We start from the raw sequence: 16,181 nt of genomic DNA, 5'->3' as shown, positions 1-16,181 counted from the left end.
CTTCACGGGCGGCAGCAGCGGTGCGATGGCCGCCCAGAGGTCATCAGGTACAAGGGGCTTCGCCATACCCCACACAACGCGCCAAAGCGCGTTTTGTTGGATGATCTAAGCGGGACCAAGGTTCGAATCCTTGTGCGCCCACCATTTCTCCCAGGACGTGAGGCAGGCAGGGCGTTTCAGCCCTGCGTGGGAGAACGGGTCTGAGCCTTTCGCCAGGTGCTTCCGCGGCGTGATCCTGCCGTTGGTCATCGTGGCCCTCCAAGGCTCAGCTTGCGGGTTTCGACAACCCGCGCATTTTTGATATCCGCATGCCTTCTCCTGATCCCCGCCCGGTCTGCGGGCACCAAGGCGGCACTGATCGCCGGCCGGGTCGCGCCACGACGCCCGGCCGGGCTGAAGCAGCGGTGGACGGCCATCTGCCTCGGCGCGGGTTCCTGGCCGGCTTGCCGCCTGCCCTGAACGCGAAGCGCCTCTATCGCCCGCCGCTCACCGGCACCAGCGCCCCGGTGATGTAGCTCGCGCCATCCGACAGCAGCCAGAGCACCGCCTCGGCCACCTCCTCCGCGCTGCCGCCGCGAGCCAGGGGCACCGCGGCCGACATGCGCGCCACCCGGTCCGGCATGCCGGCGGCGGCATGCAGCTCCGTCTCGATCAGGCCGGGATTCACCGCATTCACCCGCACGCCCTGCGCCGCCGCTTCCTTGGCGAGCCCGATCGTCAACGTATCCACCGCGCCCTTGCTCGCGGCATAGTGGATCCACTCCCCGCCGCCGCCGAGCGCCGATGCGCGCGAGGAGACATTGACGATGCCGCCACCCTGCGGGAGGCGCGCCAGCGCCTCCCGGCAGCAGGCGACCAAGCCCAGCACATTGGTCCGCAGCACCTGCTCCCAGATCGCGTCCGTGCTTTCCTGCAGGGTCGCCTTCGGGCCGGTGATGCCGGCATTGTTCACCAGCGCGTCCAGCCGGCCGAAGCGCTGGTCCACCGCCGCGAAGGTAGCGGCCACCGCCTTCGGATCCGCCACATCCGCCTTGAGCGCCAGCACCGTTGCTCCAGCCGCCTTCGCCGCCGCCTCGGTCTCGGCCGCGCGCGCGGCATTGCCGGCATAGGTGAAGGCGACATCGAAGCCGCGCGCCGCCGCCAGCCGCACCACCGCGGCGCCGATCCCCCGCCCGCCGCCGGTCACCAGCAGCACTTTCCTGTCCGCCATGCCCCTCCCCCTTCCTCCGCTTTGGGGGCAGCATAGAGTGGATAGAAAGCGGGAGGGAGCGATGTTCAGGGCGGACCTGTTCGCCGGCCAGCGCGTGCTGGTCACCGGCGGCGGCAGCGGCCTCGGCCGGATGATGGCGGAGAAGCTGCTGTCCCTCGGCGCGGCCGTGGAGATCTGGGGCCGCCGCGGCCCGGTGCTGCAGGAGGCGGCCGAGGCGATGAGCGACGGGGAGCCCGGCCGCGTCACCTGGCAGGTGGTGGACATCAAGGACCCGGAGGCGGTGGAGCGCGCCGTCGCCGCCATGTGGGAGGGCGGGCGCCCGGCCACGCACCTCATCAACAACGCCGCCGGCAATTTCGTCAGCCGGACGGAGGACCTCTCGCCGCGAGGAATCCGCGCCATCACCGACATCGTCTTCCACGGCACGCTGCAGGTGACGCAGGCCGTGGGGAAGCGCTGGATCGCGGCGAAGGACGGTAACCATGCGGTGGTTTCCATCACCACCACCTGGGGCCGCACCGGGGCACCCTTCGTCATCCCCTCGGCCATGTCCAAGGCGGCGGTGGACACCATGACCAAATCGCTGGCGGTGGAATGGGGCCGCCATGGCATCCGGCTCAACACCATCGCGCCCGGCACCATCCCGACCGAGGGGATGTATGCGAGGCTGCGCCCGGGCGACAACGACCCGACCGCCAAGGCGGCGGCGAGCAACCCCATGGGCCGCGTCGGCAATGCGGAGGATATCGGCAACCTCGTCGCCTTCCTCCTCGCCCCCTCCTGGATCAATGGCGAGACCATCGCCCTCGACGGCGGGTCCTGGATGATGAATGGCGGCGGCTTCCGCGACCTTTTCGCCTATGGGGATGCGGACTGGGCGGCGGCGCGGGAGCGGATCAAAGCCCGCAACAAGGCAGACAAGGCGCAGCGGGGGTAAGCCCGTGCCGCACACGGGGCAAGCAGGCGGCGTGTCCCGACGCCCTTGCCCGGCTCTGCCCCGCGCCCACACAATTGCAACAAGAACGTTCCTATCGCGCACCGTGAAGCCAGATCCCACCCTCGCGCGTCACCCTGACCTCCGGAGCGCGTCGCAGCCCTCGCCCCGGCCCGCCTGTCCATTCCGTCCGCAAGGGATTGCGATGAGCGGAAAGGGCGGAGGACCATGCCCACCACCTGGCTCTCTCCCCGTCGGACCAGGCCGGCCACGACAAGCCCCACCGGGAGGTTCCCCATGCCGGCGACACGCCGTACCCTGCTTGCCGCCACGCTCACCACAGCTGCCCTCGCGGCGCCCGCTATCGTCAGCGCCCAGGCCACCTGGCTGGGCGGGCGGCCGATCCGCCTCGTCGTCGGCTTCCCGCCCGGCGGCTCCGGTGATTTCCTCGCGCGCACCCTGGGCGAGGCGCTGGGGCGGGAACTCGGCCAGACCATCGTGGTGGACAACCGCCCCGGCGCCGGCTCCAACATCGCCACCGAGAATGTCGCCCGCAGCGAGCCGGACGGCACGAGCCTGCTGCTCGGCGGCAATTTCAGCCATGCGGTCAACCCGGCCATGTTCCGCCGGATCAGCTTCGATCCGCTGGCCGATTTCACCCCCATCACCCGGATCTGCGACCTGCCGACCATCATCGCTGTCAATCCGAACAGCGGCATCCGTACCCTGCAGGAACTGCTGGCACGTATCCGGGCGGAACCGGGGCGCTGGAACTATGGCACGCCGGGCATCGGCACGCCGAGCCACCTCGCGGGCGCCATGCTGTCGCGCGTGCTGGGCGTGGAACTGACACATGTGCCCTTCCGCGGCGGCGCGCCCTCGATGACCGCGCTGCTCGCGGGGGATATCACGATGCTCATCGGCACGCCGCCGGTGGTGCTGCCGCAATCGCGCGCCGGCAAGGTGACGGCGCTGTCCCTGACGACGCGCGAGCCCTCCCCGGTCATCCCGGAGATCCCCGGCAGCGGCGCGGCGGGCCTGCCCGCGCTCGACATCGCGGGCTGGTGGGGCCTCTGGGCGCCGGCGCGGCTGCCCCCCGATTTCACGGACCGTCTTTTCCAGGCCATGCGGAGCGTGATCGGGCAGCCAGCGGTGCAGGAGCGGATGGCGAGCGAGGGGCTGCGTGCCTGGCCCTCCGACAGCCCGGCGGAGTTCGAAGCCTTCCTCCGCAAGGAGATTCCCTTCTGGGCGCAGGTGGTGAAGGATGCGGGAGCGACGGTGGAATGAGCACGCGTATCCATCGCTGGCCGGCGCAGCAGCGCGTCCGCACCGGCCCGGTCGCGGAGACCTTGCCGCCCGAACTCGCGGGCTGCACGCGCGTGCTGCTGGCAACCACGCGGTCGCTCGTGCAGAGCGAGATCGCCGCAGCGACCCGGTCGGCCATCGGCGCGAAGCTGGTGGCGGAATTCGCCGCCATGCGCGCCCATTCGCCGGTGGAGGATGTGCTGGCGCTTGCCGCCCTGCTGCGCGAAAGCGGCGCGGAACGGGTGGTGGCCCTCGGCGGCGGCAGCGTAATCGACGGTGCGAAGGTCGCCTGCCGCGCGGTCTGGGCCGGTGCGGCGGACCGGCCTGCGCTGCTTGGCCTCGCCGTCTCGCGCGGGGCCGAAGGCGAGGACTGGGACACGACCGAGCCGAACCCGCGCATCGTCGCGGTGCCGACGACGCTCTCCGCCGCCGAATTCGCGCCGCATGCCGGCTATACGGACCTGGAGGCCGGGCGGAAGCTGCGCGCGGTGCAGCCCTCCCAGGTGCCGCGTGCCGTGCTGCTCGACCCCGCGGCGACGCTGGAGACACCGGCCGAGCTGCTGCTCTCCTCCGGCATCCGCGCGGTGGACCATGCGGCGGAGCGGCTCTGCGCGCCGGAGCGCGCGCCCTTCTCCGATGCCGTCTCCCGCCAGGCGCTGATGATGCTGGCCGAGGCGCTGCCGGCGATCCAGCGCGATCCCGAGGACCTGGCCGCGCGCATGGCGGCGCAGCAGGCGATGTGGCTCTCCGTCATGGGCGGCTGGGCCGGCGTCGCGGTCGGCGCCAGCCATGGCATCGGCTACATTCTGGGCGGCGCGCGCGGCGTGCCGCATGGCATCACCTCCTGCCTCGGCCTGCCCGCGGTGATGCAGTGGAACGAACCGGTGAATGCCGCGCAGCAGGCGGAGATCGCGCGCATCCTCGGCGGCGGCAGCGGCCATGACGCGCTGCGGCGCTTCATCCGCGGGCTTGGCCTGCCGGTGACGCTCGGCGAGGTCGGGATCGCCGCCGAGGAGATCGAGGGCCTCGCCGCGCGCTGGGATGGCGGCCCGCCGATCGCGACCAACCCGCGCCCTGTCCGCGGCGCGACGGACGTCGCGGAGATCCTGCGACTGATGCTGTAGGCGCGACGAACGGGAAGGTTCAGCTTTCCGTTCGACTTTTTCGTCCTTGCGCACCGGCCGCAACCGGGGCGAGCATCCTTCCGCAACCGGGGCCGAACCCCGGGCAAGGAGGACGGCTGAGATGGAATTCGGCTATTTTTCCATGCCTTCCCACCCCCCCGAGCGGGGCCTGAAGGAAGGGCATGACTGGGATCTCCAGACCATCCGCTGGCTTGACGAGCTCGGCTTCTCCGAGGTCTGGATCGGCGAGCACCATACCGCGCCCTGGGAGCCGCATCCGGCGCCCGACCTGCTGCTGGCCCAGGCGATGCTGCAGACCAGCCGCATCCGCCTCGGCCCCGGCGGCTTCCTGCTGCCCTACCACCACCCCGCCGAGCTCGCGAACCGCGTCGCCATGCTCGACCACATGTCGAACGGGCGGCTGAATTTCGGCATCGCCGCCAGCGGCCTGCCAAGCGACTGGGCCATGTTCAACGTGGATGGCATGTCCGGTGCCAATCGCGATATGACGCGCGAGGCGCTCGACATCATCCTGAAGATGTGGTCCTCCGAGGAGCCCTTCCACTACGACGGCAAATTCTGGAAGGTCGACAAGCCGGACACGATGTTCGGCTTCCTCAAGCCGCATCTGAAGCCGCTGCAGCAGCCGCATCCGCCGATCGGCGTGGCAGGCCTGTCCAAGAACTCCGATACGCTGAAGATGGCGGGCGAGCACGGCTTCCTGCCGATGAGCCTGAACCTCAATCCCGGCTATGTCCGCAGCCACTGGGACAGCGTCGAGGCCGGGGCGCGCAAGTCCGGCCGCACGCCCAACCGCAAGGACTGGCGGCTGGTGCGGGAGATCTTCGTGGCCGATACGGATGAGGAGGCCTGGCGGCTCTCGGTCGGCTCCATGATGGGCCGGATGATGGGCGAGTATTTCCTGCCGCTGCTGTCGAATTTCGGCTTCAAGGAATACCTGAAGCACAGCCCGGAAGTGCCGGACAGCGACGTGACGGTGGAGTATTGCGCGAAACGGAACTGGCTGGTCGGCTCGCCTGCCACGGTCGCGGAGAAGCTGGAGCAGATCTACGAGGATGTCGGCGGCTTCGGCCAGTTGCTGGTCTTCGGCTTCGATTACCAGGAGAACCCGGGCGCCTGGCACAATTCCTTGAAGCTGATCCAGCAGGAGGTGCTGCCGCGGGTGAAGCACTTGGTACCGAAGGCGCCGGAGGCATCGCTGGCGGCGGCGCAGTAGCGGATCCGGCGGCGGGCCGCGGCGGTGATCCCGCCGCGGCCGGTCGCGTTGTCCTTCCCGGCCCCTGCCGGGAGAGTGACGATGCGTTGCGCCTGCCTTGCCCTGCTCCTGCTGCTCTCCGCCTGCGGCCCTGGCGGCCTCCGCGCGGGTGGGCAGTATTCCGGCATGCCGGACACCACCATTGGCGACCCTCAGCGGAATTACGTGACGGGAACGCTCAGCACGGGCGGCGTCATCCGCTCCCGCCGCGATGGCTACCTCGTGACGCCGGGCGGGCGGTAGCTACCCGAACCGCTCCACCCCGAAGGGCGTCAGGTCCAGGTTCGGCGCCGGCCCCAGCATGGCCCGCGCCAGCAGCGCCCCGGTCGGCGCCGAGCCGGTCAGGCCAAGATGCCCATGCCCGAAGGCGCACCACAGGCCGGGCCAGGCCTTGACCGGCCCGATCACCGGCAGGCTGTCCGGCAAGCAGGGCCGGTGCCCCATCCAGAAGCCCTGTGCGCCCTCCGTCCGCGCCTGCGGAAAGGTCTTCTTCAGGTCCTCCAGCAGCAGCGCGGCGCGGCGCGGGGTGGGCGGCGCCTCCAGCCCGCCGAACTCCACCGTGCCGGCGACCCGCAGCCCGCCCTGCATGGGGGAGATGAAGGCCTTGCGGTCGGCGGGCACCACCGGCCGCTGCAGCGATATGCCCGGATCGGCCAACATGACGTGGTAGCCGCGCTGGGTCTCCAGTGGCACGCGGAGGCCGAGCGGCGCCAGCAGCCGCGCCGACCAGGCGCCCGCCGCCAGCACCACCTGGTCCGCCGCGCGCGTCCCGGCCGCGGTGGCGGCACCGGTCACGCGGCCCCCCTCCGTCACCAGCGCCCGCACCGCCTCTTGCCGGATGGTGCCGCCGAGGCGTTCCACGCCGCGCGCCACCACCTGCGCCTGGCGCAGCGGATTCACGCTGCTGCCCTGGTCCGGGATGAAGAGGCCGAGATCATAGTCGCCCCGGATGTCGGGCTCCAATTCCCGGATCGCCGCCGCGCCCTCCAGGAATTCGACCCGCATGCCATGCTGCTGGCGCAGCGCCCAGCCGCCGGCATCCTTCGCGTAATGCGCACGGTCCCGGTAGAGGTAGAGCTGCCCCGTCTCCCGGATCAGGTCCAGCGCGCCTTCCTCCGCCAGGATCTGCCGGTGCTGCTCCATGGCGTTCGCCAGCAGGCCGGACAGCGCCTCGGCGATGGCGGCGACCCGCGCCGGCCGGGCGCTGGCCACGAAGCGCATCAGCCAAGGTGCCGCGCGCAGCGCGTAGCGCGGCGGGATGTGCAGCGCGCCGGCCGGGTCCAGCAGCATGCCCGGCACCTGTTTCAGCACCCCCGGCATGGCCAGCGGCGCGACCGAGCCGGCGCTGATCGCGCCCGCATTGCCGGCGGAGGCGCCGCTGCCCGGTGCCTCGCCATCCAGCACCGTCACGGCGGCGCCGGCCCGCGCCAGGTGCCAGGCGACGCAGAGGCCGACGATGCCGGCCCCGACCACGATGATGCGGGGGCCGCTCATGCCGCCCGCCCGGTTTCGCTGCGAATCATCCGGCCATGCTCCGCCCGGCCCCGGCCCCGGCCCCGCGCAAGCTTGACCGCGGCCGGAGCCTGCCCGACCCTTGGCCCCGGAGGAAATTTCCATGCGCATCACGCCCAACAATGCCGGGCTCGGCGCCCGGGTCGAGGGAATCGACCTCGCGCGGCCGCTGGCCGATCCGGAGTTCCGCACCATCCTGCGGGCGCTCGGCCAGTATGGCGTGCTTTGCTTCCCCGGCCAGGACATGGAGGCGCACCACCTCGCCGCCTTCGGCAGCCGCTTCGGCGAACTGGAGGTGAACGTCGCCAACCTCTTCCACGCCCCCGGCCATCCCGAGGTGATGATCCTCTCGAACATGCGGGACGAGTCGGGGAAGCCCATCGGCCTGTCCGATGCCGGCCAGGGCTGGCACACCGACATGTCCTATTCAAAGGAGATCGCGCTCGCCAACGCGTTGCACGCGAAGAAGGTGCCGCTGCGCAACGGCCGGCCGCTGGGCGACACGCAGTTCCGCAACATGCACGCCGCCTATGACGACCTGCCGGCCGAGGTGGTGGCACGGCTGGAGGGGCGGGTCGCCATCCACGATTTCGAGAAGTTCTGGGAGGTGATGCGCACGCGTCCCGGCAGCGGCCGCAAGCCGCTGACGCCGGAGCAGCGGGCGAAGAAGCCGCCGGTGCCGCAGCCGATCTTCCGCACCCACCCGATCACCGGCCGCCGCGTGCTCTACTGCAACCCGGGCTATGCCATGCGGATCGAGGGCCTCGATCCGGCGGAGAGCGACGCCATGCTGGAGTACCTCTTCCGCCACCAGGCGCAGGAGAAATACCTCTACAGCCATGCCTGGACCCCGGGCGACCTGCTGATCTGGGACAATATCGGCACGGTGCACAATGCCGTCGCCGATTACGGGCCGGAGGAGCCGCGCTACATCCTGCGGGTGCAGGTGATGGCGACGCGCGACTACGCGGCGCTGGCGGCCTGACATGAAGCTCGTCACCTTTCAGGTCGAGGGCGCGGAGCGCATCGGCGCCGTGCTCGGCGATGCCGTGGTGGAATTCCAGCCCGCCCTGGACGCCGCCCGGCACGCGGCCGGCGAGCCAGCCCTGGCGCTGCCGCCTGACATGCGCGGGCTGCTCGCCGCCGGCGAGGCCGTCCTGGCCGAGGTGGCACGGGCCCTCGCCTTCGCCGCCCGGCCGGAGAGCATTGCCCTGCGCCGCCCACTCTCGACCGTGCAGCTTCGCGCGCCGCTGCGACCGGGAAAGATCCTGGGCGTCGGGCGGAACTATGCCGACCACGCCAAGGAGGTCGGCGGGCCGAAGCTGGCGGCGCCGCGCATCTTCCTGAAGCCCACCTCCTCGGTCAGCGGCCCGGGTGATGTGGTGCGCATTCCCCGGGCCGCGCTGAAGCCGGACTGGGAGGTGGAACTGGCCGTTATCATCGGCAGGCCGGCCTGGCAGGTGAGCGAGGGGGCGGCGCTGGATTACGTGGCCGGCTACACCGTGCTGAACGACCTGACCGACCGCGCGCTGCAATTCGACCACCCCATCGGCATGACCAGCTTCGGCAAGGGGCTGGACGGCTTCTGCCCCATGGGCCCCTGGATCGCCACGCCGGAAGAGGTGGGCGAGCCCTGGGCGCTGGAGCTGCGGTGCCTCCTGAACGGGGAGGAGGTGCAGCATGGCAACACGCGGGACCTGATCTTCCCCGTCGCCACGCTGATCGCCTGGCTCAGCCGCTTCGTTACGCTGCAGCCGGGCGATGTCATCGCCACCGGCACCCCGGCCGGCGTCGGGCATTTCCGCGACCCGCCGCGCTACCTGAAGCCGGGCGACCGCCTGCGTCTGGAGGTCGAGAAGGTGGGCGTGCTGGAACACGCGATGGGAGGAGACGCATGATCATCCGCAGCCTCGCCCTGCTGCTGGCACTCGCCGGCACGGCGGCGGCACAGCCCCGCGCCCCGGGGACGGACTACCCCAACCGGCCCGTGCGTATCGTCGTGGCGCTCGCCCCCGGGGGCAATGCCGATCTCAATGCGAGACTCGTCGCCAACCAGCTCTCGGCGCAGCTCGGGCAGCAATTCCTGGTGGAGAACCGGCCGAGCGGCGGCGGCACCGTCGCCTTCGAGACGGTGGCGGCCACGCCACCCGATGGCTACACCCTGCTGGTCGGCGCGCTCGGCTCCCACACGCTGAATATCGGCCTCTATGGCGAGAGGCTGCGGGTGCATCCGCTGACCGGCGTGGACCACATCACCATCAGCAGCCACTCGGCGATCGCCGTCGCGGTGCATCCCTCGCTGAATGTGCGGACGCTGGCGGAATTCCGCGACCTGCTGGCGCGCAATCCCGGCAAGTACGATTACGGCTCCTCCGGCAATGGCACCACCGGCCATATCGCCGGGGCCATGCTGGTGCAGATGCTCGGCGTGCAGGCGCAGCACGTGCCCTATCGCGGCTCGGCCGCCGCCTTCACCGATCTGGCGGCGGGGCGCACCGCCTTCCAGGCCGATACCATCTCCTTCCTCTCCGAGCATTTCCGCAGCGGCGCCGTCCGCGGCCTGGTCATCGCAACCCCCGAGCGCTCCCCCATGGCGCCGGACGTGCCGACCAGCGCGGAGGCCGGGCTGCCGGAATACCAGGCGACAACCTGGACGCCCTGGAGCGCCACACTCGGCACGCCGATGGTGATCCGGCAATTCCTCTACGAGCAGATCGCCGAGGCGCTGAAGGCGCCCGCGGTGCGGGACCGGCTGATCCAACTGGGCAACACCATCCCGGAGGGGATGACACCCGACCGGACCCGCGCCTTCATCGCCAGCGAGATCGAGCGCTGGGTGCCCATCGTCCGCGCCACCGGCGCACGCGTCGACTGACGCCCAGCGACCTCAGAGGAAAGACACGCCTTCATGGCCAAGAACGTCACCAGCGGGCGGCCCGTGCCGGCCGAGAGCATCCGGGCGCAGATCCATGCCATCCTGACCGCCTGGGGCATGCCGGAGGATCATGCGGCGACCACGGCCGAGGTCATGGTCGAGACCGATCTGATGGGCGTGGACAGCCACGGCCTCTCGATGCTCATGACCTATGAGGAAGGCGTGCAGGCCGGCCGCCTCAGGATGGCCGCGCGGCCGCGGGTGGCGCGCGACACCGGCCCGACCGCGCTGCTCGATGCCCAGGACGGGCTGGGCCACCCGGTCTCCGCCATGGCCATGAACATGGCGGTGGACAAGGCGCTGCAGCACGGCATCGGCGTGGTCGGCGTGGTGAACAGCCACCATTTCGGCGCGGCCGGCGCCTATGCCCGCATCGCCGCGGCGCGCGGCGTGATCGGGATGGTCACCAGCTCGGCGCAGGGCATCAGCATGGTGCCGACCCGCGCTGCCATGCCGGTGCTCGGCACCAACCCCCTCGCCTTCGCCGCGCCGGCCAGGCGCAACAGGCCCTTCGTGCTGGACATGGCGACCACCACCGTCGCGGCCGGCAAGGTGAAGGTGCACCACCTGAACGACGCGCCCCTGCCGCCGGGCTGGGTGGTGGACGGCAAGGGCCAGGCGGTGACCGACCCGCATGAGGGCAATGCCTATGTCTTCCAGCGCAAGGAAGGCGGCATCACGCCGCTCGGCGGGACGGAGAACCAGGGCAGCGCCAAGGGCTATGGCCTTGCCATGATGGTGCACATCCTCGGCGGCGCGCTGGTCGGCGCCGCCTTCTCGCCGATCCACAAGCGGAGCTGGACGCCGGACAAGCCGCAGAATATCGGCCATTTTTTCCTGGCGCTGGACCCCAGGGCCTTCCGCGAGGAAGGCGAGTTCGAGGACGAGCTGGACACCATCCTCGACGTGCTGCACGCCACGCCGCCGGCCGATCCGCAGGAGCCGGTGCTGGTGCCGGGTGAGCCGGAGGATACCATGCGCGCGAAACGCCTGGCCGAGGGCGTGCCGGTGCCGGATACGCTCGATGAGCTCATCCGCGGGATCTGCGAGCGCTGCGGGGCGCCGTACCTGCTCAGGCAAAACGCATGAGGGGGGCTTTGCCCCCCTCAAACTTCCTCCACCAAAGGCCGAAAGGCCTTTGGAAACCAGGAGTCACCCCCAGGGGGCCTTGAACGGATCGGGCGGCGAAACCCGGAAGACGTTCAGCTGCATCGCCAGCAGGCTGTAGTAGCCGACCAGCCCCGTCAGCTCGACCGTGCCCTTCTCGCCCAGCAATGCCGTCGTCGCGGCATAGGTCGCATCGCCGACCTGCCCGGTCCGCAGCAGTTCCCGCACGAATCCGACCACCACGCGGTCGGGCTCGGCGTCGAAGGGGATGCTCCCGGCGCCGGTGCCGATCGCCTGGATCACCGCCTCCGGCACGCCCTGCTGCGCCGCGATCGGCGCATGCGCGTACCACTCGTACTCCGCCTTCCAGTGCTGGCCGACGCAGAGGATGGCGATCTCGCGTAGCCGCATCGGCACGCTGCATTCGTAGCGGATGAAGACGCCGAGCTGCTCGACGCGGGAGCACAGCTCCGCGCTGGTGATCAGCGCGGTGAAGGGCCCGCCGACGCCGCCACGGGCGCCGGAGGCGATGCGGTCCCAGACAACCTGCTGCGCGGGCTCCAGCGCCTCGCGCCTCGGAACGGGCAAGCGAGCCATGGCGTTTTCCTCCCTCCAGGCATGAATGATCCGCACCCTGCGGTGCGGGCCGCATCCTGTCCAGGCGGCGCCACTACTCGGCGGCGGCCTGCTGCCCCGGCGCGAAGGCCGGCATCACCTCCTCGGCGAAGGCGCGCAGCCTGGCGACGGAGGCGCTGGGATCGATCAGCAGGATGTTGGTCGCGCCCACCGCCTCAAGCGCCTTGAGCCGGGTGATGATCTCCGCCGGCGTGCCGAGCAGCGGCGCGGTGTCCTCCTCCACCCGCTCGGCCAGCCTGCCGCGCGCCAGATCCCCGATCACGCCGACAACCCGCCTCCGCGTCTCATAGGCCGCCTGGCGCTCTGCCTCGGAATGGATCATCTGCAGCGCGCGGGCCGTGCCGACCATGTCCGGCTGATAGAGGCGCCCCGCCGCCTCGCACTCCGCCCTGTACAGGGCAATGCGCTCGCCGATCTGTTCGATGGAGGCGAGCTGGTCCAGCAGCAGGTTGTACCCCTCCCGTGCCGCGCGGCGGATGCTCTCCGGGCTGCCGGCGGCGAGCCAGAGCGGCGGATGCGGCCGCTGCAGCGGTGCCGGCTCCACCAGCATGTGCTCGTAATGCCAGCGCTTGCCGTGGTGGGAGAAGCGCTCCTCCGAGGTCCAGGCCTTGCGGATGACCGCGATCGCCTCGTCGAAGCGCTCGCCCGCCTCCTCCATGGGTATGCAGAAGGCGTCGAACTCCGCCCTGCGGTAACCCTTGCCGATGCCGAAATCGAAGCGCCCGCCGCTCAGCAGGTCGAGCGTCGCGGCCTGCTCCGCCACCAGCACCGGGTTGTGCCAGGGCAGCACCACCACGGCGGTGCCCAGGCGGATATGCGTCGTCTTCGCGGCCAGATAGGCCAGGAGGGTCATGGAGGCCGAAACCTGGCCCTGGCCGGTCGCGTGGTGCTCCACCACGAAGATGTGCCGGAAGCCGAGCCTGTCGGCCTCCATCACATAATCGATGAAGTCCTGATAATCCTGGCTATCCTCGATGCCAATGCTGCGCCTAGTCCGGGCGCCCCCGAACAGTCCGAACCGCATGCCTGGCTCCCTCGGACATCTGGCCTTCCTGGCACCCCATGGTGGGGAGAACGGGGGCGGAAGGGAAGGCTTCGATGGGCGACCCCGCCATGGCGGCCTGTCCGCGATCTGCCCTGCCCCATGGCGCGGCATGGGGCGTCGCGGCGATCCTCGGCTGGAATGCCCCCTTGCGGCCGGTCACCAACCCGCGCGGCATGGCGGTGCCGCACCATCTGGACATGCCGCGTTCCGGTATCGGCAGCGTCGGTGAGGTGATGGGTGGATGCGCTGCCACCGCCGCACCGGCATCCCGCGCCTGCATATCCGCGGGCGGGACACGCCCTTCGCCATGCTGACCGACAGGTGACGGAGGCCGCTGTTTGTCGATCTTGAGTAGAAAAACAATCCTTTCAGGACCACGGCATGGTCATGGAGGGGGGGCGATACCACCCGATAAGTCGGGCGACCGCCCTTGAAGGGGGTGCGGCCCGGCGCCGGTGCTGCTAGCCTCCGCCGCAACACGAAGGAGGACACGAACCCGATGCCCGACACCATCACCCGGGAAGCGCCGCGCCAGGCGACCGGGACCGCGGAATTCGACGCCATCGTCATCGGCGCCGGCTTCTCCGGCCTGTACCAGCTGCATCTGCTGCGGGACCGGCTGGGCCTGTCCGTGCGCGTGCTGGAGCAGGCAGATGGCGTCGGCGGCACCTGGTACTGGAACCGCTATCCCGGAGCCCGCTGCGATTCCGAGAGCCATTCCTACTGCTTCTCCTTCTCCGAGGACCTCTACAAGGAATGGGAGTGGACCGAGCGCTACCCGGAACAGCCGGAAATCATGCGCTACCTGAACTGGGTGGCCGACAAGCTCGACCTGAAGCGCGACATCGGCTTCAACACCCGCGTCACCGCCTGCCGCTACGATGCGGTGGCGAACCGGTGGCAGGTCACGACCGAAGGCGGAGAAACGCTGGCCGCGACCTACCTCATCACTGCGGTCGGCTGCCTCTCCACCGCCAATGTCCCGAAGATCCCGGGGCTGGAGAGCTTCCAGGGCCACTGGTACCACACCGGCCAGTGGCCGCATGAGGGCGTGGATTTTTCCGGCTTGCGCGTCGGCCAGATCGGGACGGGTTCCACGGGCATCCAGGCCGTCCCCGTCATCGCCGCGCAGGCCAAGCACCTGACCGTCTTCCAGCGCACCGCCAACTACAGCGTGCCGGCCCGCAACGGCCCCCTCTCCGATGACTTCAAGGCCTGGACGAAGGAGAACTACCGGACGATCCGGGAGGTGATGCACTCCACGCCGAACGGCCATCCCTTCGTCATCTCCGACCGGTCCTGCTGGGACGTCTCGGCGGAAGAGCGGCGAACGCTCTATGAGGCCGCCTGGGAGAAGGGCGGGCTGCAATTCCGCGCCACCTTCCGCGACCTCCTGATCGACAAGGAGGCGAACGACACGGCCGCCGAATTCCTCAGGGCCAAAATTCGCGAGATCGTCAAGGATCCGGAGACCGCGGCGAAGCTGGCCGATATCGACCACCCCTACGCCGCCAAGCGCCCGCCGATCGACACCGAATATTTCGAGGCCTACAACCGCGACAACGTCTCGCTGGTGGATGTGCGCTCCAACCCGATCGAGCGCATCACGCCGAAGGGTGCCCAGCTTCGCGACGGGACGGAGGTCGAGCTCGACATCATCGTCTTCGCGACAGGCTTCGATGCCATGACGGGGCCGCTGCTGCGCCTCGGCATCACTGGCCGGGACGGCCTGCCGCTGAGCGAGGCCTGGGCGGCGGGCCCCCGCACCTATCTCGGCCTGCAGGTGGCGGGCTTCCCCAACATGTTCACCATCACCGGGCCGGGCAGCCCCTCGGTGCTCTGCAATATGCCGATCGCCATCGAGCAGCATGCCGAGTGGATCGCCGACTGCATCGCGCATCTGCGCGCCAAAGGCATCGCGCGGCTGGAGCCGGCGCCCGAGGCGGTGGACCGCTGGGTGGAGCATGTGAACGAGGCGGCGCACGCCACCCTGCTGCCGCAGGCCGGGCATTCCTGGTATCTGGGCGCCAATGTCCCGGGCAAGCCGCGGGTCTTCATGCCCTATGCCGGCGGCATGGCGCGCTACCGGCAGATCTGCGCCGATGTCGCAGCGAAGGGGTATGAGGGCTTCGTGCTGAGCGACTGAGGCTTGCTGGCCGGGGTGACGCGCGGCGCGTCACCCCGCCATCCGCGCGAGGTCGAGCACCACCAGATAGTGGCAGGCCGCGGCCACCACGACGCAGGCATGCCACAGCGCGTAGTGGTAGGGCAGCCGCTCCGCGAGGTGAAACAGCACGCCGAGGCTGTAGATCAGCCCGCCCGCCAGCAGCATCAGTAGGTCCCAGGTCGAGAGCGAGCGCAGCAACGGGTCGAAGGCCGCGATCCCCGCCCAGCCCAGCGCCAGGTAGATCAGCAGCGAGACGCGCTCGATCCGCGCCGGCGCCCAGAGCTTCAACGCCGCGCCGCCGAGCGCCCCGGTCCAGACCAGCCCCAGGAGCCCCAGGCCCCAGGAGCCGCCGATGCCGATGCCGGCAACCGGCGTATAGGTCCCGGCGATCATCGCGAAGATCGCCGAGTGGTCGAGCCGCTGCAGCAGCGCCCGCTGCTCGCCCTCGCTCGACATGTTGTAGACGGCCGAGCAGCCGAGCATGGTCAGCAGCCCGGCGGCGTAGACGAGAAGGGCGATGATCCGCCAAGGCCCGGCGTTGGGAGGCAGCGTCGCCACCAGCACGACACAGGCGATGAGCGCGGCGGCGAGGCCCAAAATATGCACGGCGGCATCGGCGATCCGCTCGGGCCGCGTCTCGCCCGGGATATCCGCCAGGAAACCCGGCCCCCATGGCGCCGCCCTTGGCCAGGCGGTGCGCTGACGGAAGGCTGGCATGGGCATCGGTCGGGCTCGGCGTTCGAGGGCCCGGCGGATCGGATCGCGCCGGATACCATATCAACGCCGGAGGCGCACCGAAGCTGCCCCCGGTCCCGCTCTATTGACATATGGCGGAATGGGCCCGGCAGGACTCGAACCTGCAACCAAACCGTTATGAGCGGTCCGCTCTGACCATTGAGCTACAGGCCCATGCCGGAGTGATGGCGGGAG

16 protein-coding genes and 1 tRNA gene are annotated in these 16,181 nt (G+C 70.3%); 11 read left to right on the top strand and 6 right to left on the bottom strand.

Annotated features, from left to right (window positions below; all coding sequences use genetic code 11):
* Positions 1-472: 472 nt before the first annotated feature.
* A complete protein-coding gene (locus tag LHA35_RS20180) occupies positions 473-1,210 on the bottom strand; it encodes an SDR family oxidoreductase (protein WP_226611517.1) in 738 nt (245 codons plus the stop codon).
* 61 nt (positions 1,211-1,271) lie between these two features.
* Here LHA35_RS20180 and LHA35_RS20175 point away from each other — a divergent pair, with 61 nt between their 5' ends.
* From LHA35_RS20175 to LHA35_RS20155, 5 genes are all read left to right on the top strand, one after another.
* Positions 1,272-2,147, top strand: a complete 876-nt coding sequence (locus tag LHA35_RS20175) for an SDR family oxidoreductase (protein WP_226611515.1) — start codon at positions 1,272-1,274, stop codon at positions 2,145-2,147.
* Positions 2,148-2,441: 294 nt separating this feature from the next.
* Positions 2,442-3,431, top strand: a complete 990-nt coding sequence (locus LHA35_RS20170) for a Bug family tripartite tricarboxylate transporter substrate binding protein (protein WP_226611513.1) — start codon at positions 2,442-2,444, stop codon at positions 3,429-3,431.
* Positions 3,428-4,573, top strand: coding sequence for an iron-containing alcohol dehydrogenase (locus tag LHA35_RS20165; protein WP_226611511.1), 1,146 nt, complete (start codon positions 3,428-3,430; stop codon positions 4,571-4,573). Before LHA35_RS20170 ends, LHA35_RS20165 begins: the two co-directional genes overlap by 4 nt.
* 121 nt (positions 4,574-4,694) lie before the next feature.
* Complete coding sequence (locus LHA35_RS20160; RefSeq protein ID WP_226611509.1) at positions 4,695-5,810, top strand: LLM class flavin-dependent oxidoreductase; 1,116 nt, start codon at positions 4,695-4,697, stop codon at positions 5,808-5,810.
* A gap of 81 nt (positions 5,811-5,891) precedes the next feature.
* Positions 5,892-6,092, top strand: coding sequence for a hypothetical protein (locus LHA35_RS20155; protein WP_226611507.1), 201 nt, complete (start codon positions 5,892-5,894; stop codon positions 6,090-6,092).
* Here LHA35_RS20155 and LHA35_RS20150 read toward each other — a convergent pair whose 3' ends face one another.
* A complete protein-coding gene (locus LHA35_RS20150) occupies positions 6,093-7,343 on the bottom strand; it encodes an NAD(P)/FAD-dependent oxidoreductase (RefSeq protein ID WP_226611505.1) in 1,251 nt (416 codons plus the stop codon).
* A 121-nt stretch (positions 7,344-7,464) separates the two neighbouring features.
* On the opposite strand from LHA35_RS20150, the gene LHA35_RS20145 reads away from it, so the two are divergent.
* The 4 genes from LHA35_RS20145 to LHA35_RS20130 are packed head-to-tail and all read left to right on the top strand — an operon-like array spanning position 7,465 to position 11,385.
* Positions 7,465-8,346: a TauD/TfdA dioxygenase family protein gene (locus LHA35_RS20145; protein ID WP_226611503.1), complete on the top strand. Its 882-nt coding sequence runs from the start codon at positions 7,465-7,467 to the stop codon at positions 8,344-8,346.
* Between the two features lies 1 nt (position 8,347).
* The gene (locus LHA35_RS20140) at positions 8,348-9,259 is read left to right on the top strand and encodes a fumarylacetoacetate hydrolase family protein (RefSeq protein ID WP_226611501.1); all 912 of its coding nucleotides are present in this window, start codon (positions 8,348-8,350) and stop codon (positions 9,257-9,259) included.
* Complete coding sequence (locus tag LHA35_RS20135) at positions 9,256-10,236, top strand: Bug family tripartite tricarboxylate transporter substrate binding protein (RefSeq protein WP_226611499.1); 981 nt, start codon at positions 9,256-9,258, stop codon at positions 10,234-10,236. Before LHA35_RS20140 ends, LHA35_RS20135 begins: the two co-directional genes overlap by 4 nt.
* A gap of 33 nt (positions 10,237-10,269) precedes the next feature.
* Entirely contained in the window at positions 10,270-11,385 is a 1,116-nt protein-coding gene (locus LHA35_RS20130) for an Ldh family oxidoreductase (protein ID WP_226611497.1), read from the top strand.
* Positions 11,386-11,448: 63 nt separating this feature from the next.
* Here the strand turns inward: LHA35_RS20130 and LHA35_RS20125 are convergent, their stop codons facing one another.
* A complete protein-coding gene (locus LHA35_RS20125; protein ID WP_226611495.1) occupies positions 11,449-12,000 on the bottom strand; it encodes a carboxymuconolactone decarboxylase family protein in 552 nt (183 codons plus the stop codon).
* 73 nt (positions 12,001-12,073) lie between these two features.
* Positions 12,074-13,063, bottom strand: a complete 990-nt coding sequence (locus LHA35_RS20120) for an LLM class flavin-dependent oxidoreductase (protein ID WP_226611493.1) — start codon at positions 13,061-13,063, stop codon at positions 12,074-12,076.
* Positions 13,064-13,137: 74 nt separating this feature from the next.
* Between LHA35_RS20120 and LHA35_RS20115 the strand changes: the two genes are divergently transcribed.
* Together LHA35_RS20115 and LHA35_RS20110 are read left to right on the top strand one after the other, a co-directional pair.
* Positions 13,138-13,398 carry a hypothetical protein gene (locus tag LHA35_RS20115; protein ID WP_226611491.1) on the top strand — a complete coding sequence of 87 codons (261 nt, stop codon included), beginning with the start codon at positions 13,138-13,140 and terminating at the stop codon, positions 13,396-13,398.
* A gap of 185 nt (positions 13,399-13,583) precedes the next feature.
* Complete coding sequence (locus tag LHA35_RS20110; RefSeq protein ID WP_226611490.1) at positions 13,584-15,230, top strand: flavin-containing monooxygenase; 1,647 nt, start codon at positions 13,584-13,586, stop codon at positions 15,228-15,230.
* Positions 15,231-15,260: 30 nt separating this feature from the next.
* On the opposite strand, the gene trhA is transcribed toward LHA35_RS20110, so the two are convergent.
* A complete protein-coding gene (trhA, locus tag LHA35_RS20105) occupies positions 15,261-15,968 on the bottom strand; it encodes a PAQR family membrane homeostasis protein TrhA (RefSeq protein ID WP_226611488.1) in 708 nt (235 codons plus the stop codon).
* Between the two features lie 119 nt (positions 15,969-16,087).
* Positions 16,088-16,160 (bottom strand) — tRNA-Ile (locus LHA35_RS20100).
* Between the last annotated feature and the right edge of the window lie 21 nt (positions 16,161-16,181).

This window comes from Roseicella aerolata, from assembly GCF_020523605.1.
Classification (GTDB): Bacteria; Pseudomonadota; Alphaproteobacteria; order Acetobacterales; family Acetobacteraceae; genus Paracraurococcus; species Paracraurococcus aerolatus.
This window is presented reverse-complemented; position numbering and strand designations above follow the sequence as displayed.

Excerpts from the sequence above, each read along its gene's own strand:
- LHA35_RS20180 (WP_226611517.1), bottom strand. The coding sequence starts at position 1,210 with ATGGCGGACAGGAAAGTGCTGCTGGTGACCGGCGGCGGGCGGGGGATC.
- LHA35_RS20175 (WP_226611515.1), top strand. The coding sequence starts at position 1,272 with ATGTTCAGGGCGGACCTGTTCGCCGGCCAGCGCGTGCTGGTCACCGGC.
- LHA35_RS20170 (WP_226611513.1), top strand. The coding sequence starts at position 2,442 with ATGCCGGCGACACGCCGTACCCTGCTTGCCGCCACGCTCACCACAGCT.
- LHA35_RS20165 (WP_226611511.1), top strand. The coding sequence starts at position 3,428 with ATGAGCACGCGTATCCATCGCTGGCCGGCGCAGCAGCGCGTCCGCACC.
- LHA35_RS20160 (WP_226611509.1), top strand. The coding sequence starts at position 4,695 with ATGGAATTCGGCTATTTTTCCATGCCTTCCCACCCCCCCGAGCGGGGC.
- LHA35_RS20155 (WP_226611507.1), top strand. The coding sequence starts at position 5,892 with ATGCGTTGCGCCTGCCTTGCCCTGCTCCTGCTGCTCTCCGCCTGCGGC.
- LHA35_RS20150 (WP_226611505.1), bottom strand. The coding sequence starts at position 7,343 with ATGAGCGGCCCCCGCATCATCGTGGTCGGGGCCGGCATCGTCGGCCTC.
- LHA35_RS20145 (WP_226611503.1), top strand. The coding sequence starts at position 7,465 with ATGCGCATCACGCCCAACAATGCCGGGCTCGGCGCCCGGGTCGAGGGA.
- LHA35_RS20140 (WP_226611501.1), top strand. The coding sequence starts at position 8,348 with ATGAAGCTCGTCACCTTTCAGGTCGAGGGCGCGGAGCGCATCGGCGCC.
- LHA35_RS20135 (WP_226611499.1), top strand. The coding sequence starts at position 9,256 with ATGATCATCCGCAGCCTCGCCCTGCTGCTGGCACTCGCCGGCACGGCG.
- LHA35_RS20130 (WP_226611497.1), top strand. The coding sequence starts at position 10,270 with ATGGCCAAGAACGTCACCAGCGGGCGGCCCGTGCCGGCCGAGAGCATC.
- LHA35_RS20125 (WP_226611495.1), bottom strand. The coding sequence starts at position 12,000 with ATGGCTCGCTTGCCCGTTCCGAGGCGCGAGGCGCTGGAGCCCGCGCAG.
- LHA35_RS20120 (WP_226611493.1), bottom strand. The coding sequence starts at position 13,063 with ATGCGGTTCGGACTGTTCGGGGGCGCCCGGACTAGGCGCAGCATTGGC.
- LHA35_RS20115 (WP_226611491.1), top strand. The coding sequence starts at position 13,138 with ATGGGCGACCCCGCCATGGCGGCCTGTCCGCGATCTGCCCTGCCCCAT.
- LHA35_RS20110 (WP_226611490.1), top strand. The coding sequence starts at position 13,584 with ATGCCCGACACCATCACCCGGGAAGCGCCGCGCCAGGCGACCGGGACC.
- trhA (WP_226611488.1), bottom strand. The coding sequence starts at position 15,968 with ATGCCAGCCTTCCGTCAGCGCACCGCCTGGCCAAGGGCGGCGCCATGG.